Annotated in this window: 3 protein-coding genes and 1 pseudogene; all 4 read left to right on the forward strand. The window is 63.0% G+C overall.

The window, feature by feature from the left end:
- Window positions 1–429: IS630 family transposase (locus ACLPJJ_RS11110; protein WP_443591043.1), on the forward strand; the 429-nt coding region annotated here is incomplete at its 5' end.
- A gap of 85 nt (window positions 430–514) precedes the next feature.
- A pseudogene (locus ACLPJJ_RS11115) lies at window positions 515–627 on the forward strand (IS66 family transposase); the annotation flags it as partial.
- Between the two features lie 225 nt (window positions 628–852).
- Entirely contained in the window at window positions 853–2,628 is a 1,776-nt protein-coding gene (locus ACLPJJ_RS11120) for an ATP-binding protein (protein WP_443591044.1), read from the forward strand.
- 104 nt (window positions 2,629–2,732) lie between these two features.
- Window positions 2,733–4,263, forward strand: a 1,531-nt coding sequence (locus tag ACLPJJ_RS11125) for a tetratricopeptide repeat protein (protein ID WP_443591045.1), incomplete at its 3' end; no start/stop codon positions are given.

Here is a 4,263-nt window from a genome sequence, read left to right on the forward strand (position 1 = left end):
AACGCGCTCGATGGCACGGTCATCGGCCATTGCGTGAAGCGGCATCGGCACCAGGAATTTATCTGGTTTCTGAGCGTCATCGACGAGCGGACGCCGAAAGACCTTGATCTGCACATAATCGTGGACAACTACGCCACCCACAAACACCCGGAGGTCAAGAAGTGGCTGGCGCTGCATCCTCGGTTCCGTTTGCATTTCACGCCCACCTCGTCGTCGTGGCTCAATCTCGTCGAACGCTTCTTCGCCGAGATCACCCGCAAGCGGATCCGCCGCGGCGTCTTCAAGAGCGTCACCGACCTGGAAATCGCCATCCACTATTACCTCGCCGAGCACAACGACCACCCCAAGCCGTTCGTTTGGAACGCCAAGGCTGCCGACATCCTCGCCAAGGTCCGCCGGGGGAAACAGGCGTTGGAGTCAGAACACTAGCATTGGCGATGGTGCGTGGATGGCCATCCACGCACCGAGGCCGCACGGCAGAACGATATGGAGCAGCCCCCGCGCAACTTGGCTGCGGCTGGTTGAGGGAAGCATCCCCACTGAGGCAACCCCGCCCATGTGCTGGTTTTGCGTTACGCCGATCATCTCCCGCTTTACCTGCAGGCCAAAATCTGGACACGACAGGGGGGTGAACCTTGATTGTTGGGGTGGACGGCCCAAGGGCATCATGTGCCAAAGTTGAGTTGTTGAAATCCAACGAGAGGGCCGCCCGAAGGAAGCGTACGATTTTTTCTGTTTTCTGAGGCGGCCCAAAACCAAAAACCAATCCTTGTCCGCGTCAATCAAACTCGTCATACATCTTCCCCGCGAGAATCCAGTCTTATCCCAATCTTCGCGCTATACGGAGCCAGAATGTCAGAGAGTTCCATGATCGCGCCCCTCAGGGTGGCCAATGAGGCATTCCTTGTCTCCAGCATGATCGAACGCTGCCCCAAGACTATGATGATCCGGGAGCTGGTCGTGAACGGGCTGGAAGCTGCGGCCCATGCGGCGCCGGGCAAGCGTGAGGTCATCATCGGACCACGCGTGCACGAAGGCGCGCGCAAGCTCCGTATCTGGAATACCGGCCCCGGCCTCAACGCCGCCGAGCTGCTGCAGATTACCGACCTCGCTTCCTCGCTGCGCAAGCAGAACAGCCTGGACCAGAATTTCGGCATGGGCGCCAAGGTCGCCTCCCTTCCCTCCAACCGCCACGGCCTACGCTACCGCTCCTGCGCGGGTGGGCGGGTCAGCGAAGTCGTCATGGGCTATCGCGACGGCACCTATGGGCGGCTGCGCATCGGCCTGGAGCGCTTGGAAGTAATCGACGCGACCGAGACCTGCATCGCCGAGGGGGACTACGACCTCTCCTTCGATTGGACCGAGGTGCTGCTCGGCGGCAATAAAGCGGACCAGGATACGGTCGCCGCGCCCTATGGTACCTCGCTCAAGGTCGCACCGGATTGGATGGGCGCCTATCTGGAAAACCGCTTCTTTCGCCTGCCGCATGATGTGACGCTCACGCTCATGCCGGCGATCTGGGGCGGGGGGGCACCGCGCGCCATGGTCGGGCTCGATGACCGGAAGGGCGAATTCGGCCGCACCGAGACCCGAATCACGCCGAGCGGCGTGAAAATCCATTACTATTACGACCCGCCCGAGGGCGAGAGCACCCGGTCTGCGAGGGGCGCCATCGCCGCCAGCACCTCCCGCGGGGCGGTCGTCTTCCGCGACGAAATGTACGATGTGCGGTCGGGCGAGACCTGGCTGCAGGATGCGCCCAATTACGGCGTGCCCTTCGGCGCCAAATACATCTCCATCTTTGTCGAACTGCCGCATGACTATCTCGTCTGGCCGGAAGCCTATCGCCAGTTCCTGCGCTTCCGCGGCAATGACCAGCGGCACGTGCATATGAGCGATTTCAGCGCGCTTGTGCGCAGCTACATGCCGGTCTGGCTTGCCGAGATCATCCGCAGCTTCGGCCCCGGCCAGGCCAATTATCTCGATGACATTAGCGACGAGCTGAAGGAACTGCTCGCCTCCCTCGGCGTGCCGCCCACACCTCAGGAACCCGTCCCCGGCGCACCGGAGCGGCCGAACGCCTCCCCCGCCGAGGCGAAGCCGAAGGCTGCTGAGACGCCGACGGAAAAGGCTGAGAAAGCGCAGACCTCGTCTCTGCCGCCCAAGCCGAAGCCTCCGGTCTTCGAGCGGCCGCCGGAAATCATAGGGCTGCGTACCCCGGAGCAGATCAAAGAGCGCGCGCTTGAAGGCCGCGCCGCCAAATTCTATCCGCAGTCGCACCAGATCTTCATCAACCTCGCCTATCCCGCCGTACAGGAGATGGTCTCCGCCCTCTTGGTCGAGACCGAGGTGCAGCTCGGCACCCATGAAGAGGAAGCGCGCCGCATCGCGACTGAAACCGCCGAATGGACGCTGACCAGGCGCATCTCCCGCGCCATCGTCTACAGCCTGTCGAAGAAGGCGCTCGGCTGGCGGCCGGATGAGATCTCGCGCAGCCAGTCCACCGAAAGCCTGAGCCTGGTCGCCGATGACTGGGCAGGCGCAATGGACATGGCCCGCGCCCGCTATAATGATCAGCTGCCGGCCGCCTTCCCGGCCCTAGTGGCGCCGCAGCCCGTGACCGCGTGAACTTCACGTAAAACGAGCGGCCCTATAGCCAGGGCCTCCCTCCAGCTGCGGGCAGCTGCCTGAGCTAGCCCTCCATTCATCTTGATAACGGGACAGACTGAGCGATGAACGACTATACCGGCCCGAGCGTCGATCCCACCAACCCGCAGGCGGCGCTGCGGGCCACATCGGAGATGATGCGGAGCGGCGATTTCCCGACCGCAGAGCGTCTGCTCGGCTGGGCGCTCGACTTCAACCCGGACCATGCCGGGCTTCGGCGGCGCATGAGCGAACTGCGCTGGGACCAGAGCAAGGCTGACGAAGCCCTGGATTGGGCAGAGCAGGCGCTGGCGGCCGATCGCGGCGATGCCGAAAACTATGCCTATCTCGGCCTGCTGCGCATGCGGCAGGGGCGTTACGCGGAGGCCGCCGAGCTGCTGGTCCGCTCGGTTGAAATCAAGCCGGATAATCCGCACTACCTGTGGCGGCTGGCCGATATCATGGCGCATCTCGGCCGTGGGGAGGATGCCGTGGATTTCGCGCAGCAGGCGACCAACTTACAACCACAGAGTGTGCATGGCTATCTTTTCCTCGCCTCACTGCAGCAACGTTACGGTGATTTCGATGCTGCCGAAGAGACGCTCCAAGCGGGCATCAAACAGGTGCCCGAGAGTGCTGCCGTGCTGCGCCGCATGGCGGAACTCAGATTCGTCCGCGGTGATATTTATGGCGCGCGGAGCTGGGCTGAGCGGGCCCGCGAAACCGCCCCTGATGAACCGGCCAATTACGATTTCGAAGCCAATCTTGCGCAGGTCAACGGCGATCCCGCGGCAGCCGAAGACGCGCTACGTGCCGCCGCCGGCCTTAGCACGGCAAACAGCCATCACAAGCGGCGGCTGAGCGACGTACTGATGCGCCGCGGCGACCTGGACGGGGCGATGGCCTGGGCTAATGCGGCGCTTGTGGACCATCCGCAGGAAATGTTTAACCACATCCATATTGCTAATCTGCACTTGGCGCAGGGCCAGCAAGATGCCGCCTATGCAGTGCTAGAGGACGCGATTGGCCAAGCAGCAAAGCCTCATGATGCTGCCATGCTGATGCGAAGGCTAAGCGGCATCGCGCAGCAGAGGGGCCTGGATGATCAGGCGCTAGACTGGGCAAAACGCGCCGTTGCAGCCAATTCTTTTGACGCTGAGAACCACGCACATTTGGCATCTCTTCATCTCCAGCAGGGCGAGCTTGCGGCGGCCCAAGAAGCTGCCAAGCTGGCGGTGGACCTCGCGCCCGGCCAAGCTGTTCATAGCCGCCGCATGAGCGACATCGCCTGGAGGCAGGGCGAAACCGGGAGCGCCTTCGAATGGGCGGCACGGGCAGTATCTGCGCATCCGGCCGATGCCCATAACCATGCCCATCAGGCGGCGCTGCTGATGCGACAGGGGCAGTATGAGGCAGCGGAACTCCCCCTCGCCCGCGCGGTGGAGCTCGCACCGCTTGACGCCGGCCTGTTGACCCGCCTCAGCGACTTGAAGATGCGCCTCGACAGGCAGGAGGAAGCATTCGCCCTTGCTGAACGCGCGATCAGCGCTCGGCCGCTTGATTTAGTGGGCTACAACCACCTCGCAACGCTCCATATGCGCCTGGGCAACATAGAGG

The sequence above is a fragment of the Acidocella sp. genome (assembly GCF_052326845.1).
Taxonomy (GTDB): Bacteria; Pseudomonadota; Alphaproteobacteria; order Acetobacterales; family Acetobacteraceae; genus Acidocella.

Bases quoted from the DNA above. Each gene is read 5' to 3' on its own strand.
- ACLPJJ_RS11120 (WP_443591044.1), top strand. From the start codon at position 853: ATGTCAGAGAGTTCCATGATCGCGCCCCTCAGGGTGGCCAATGAGGCA.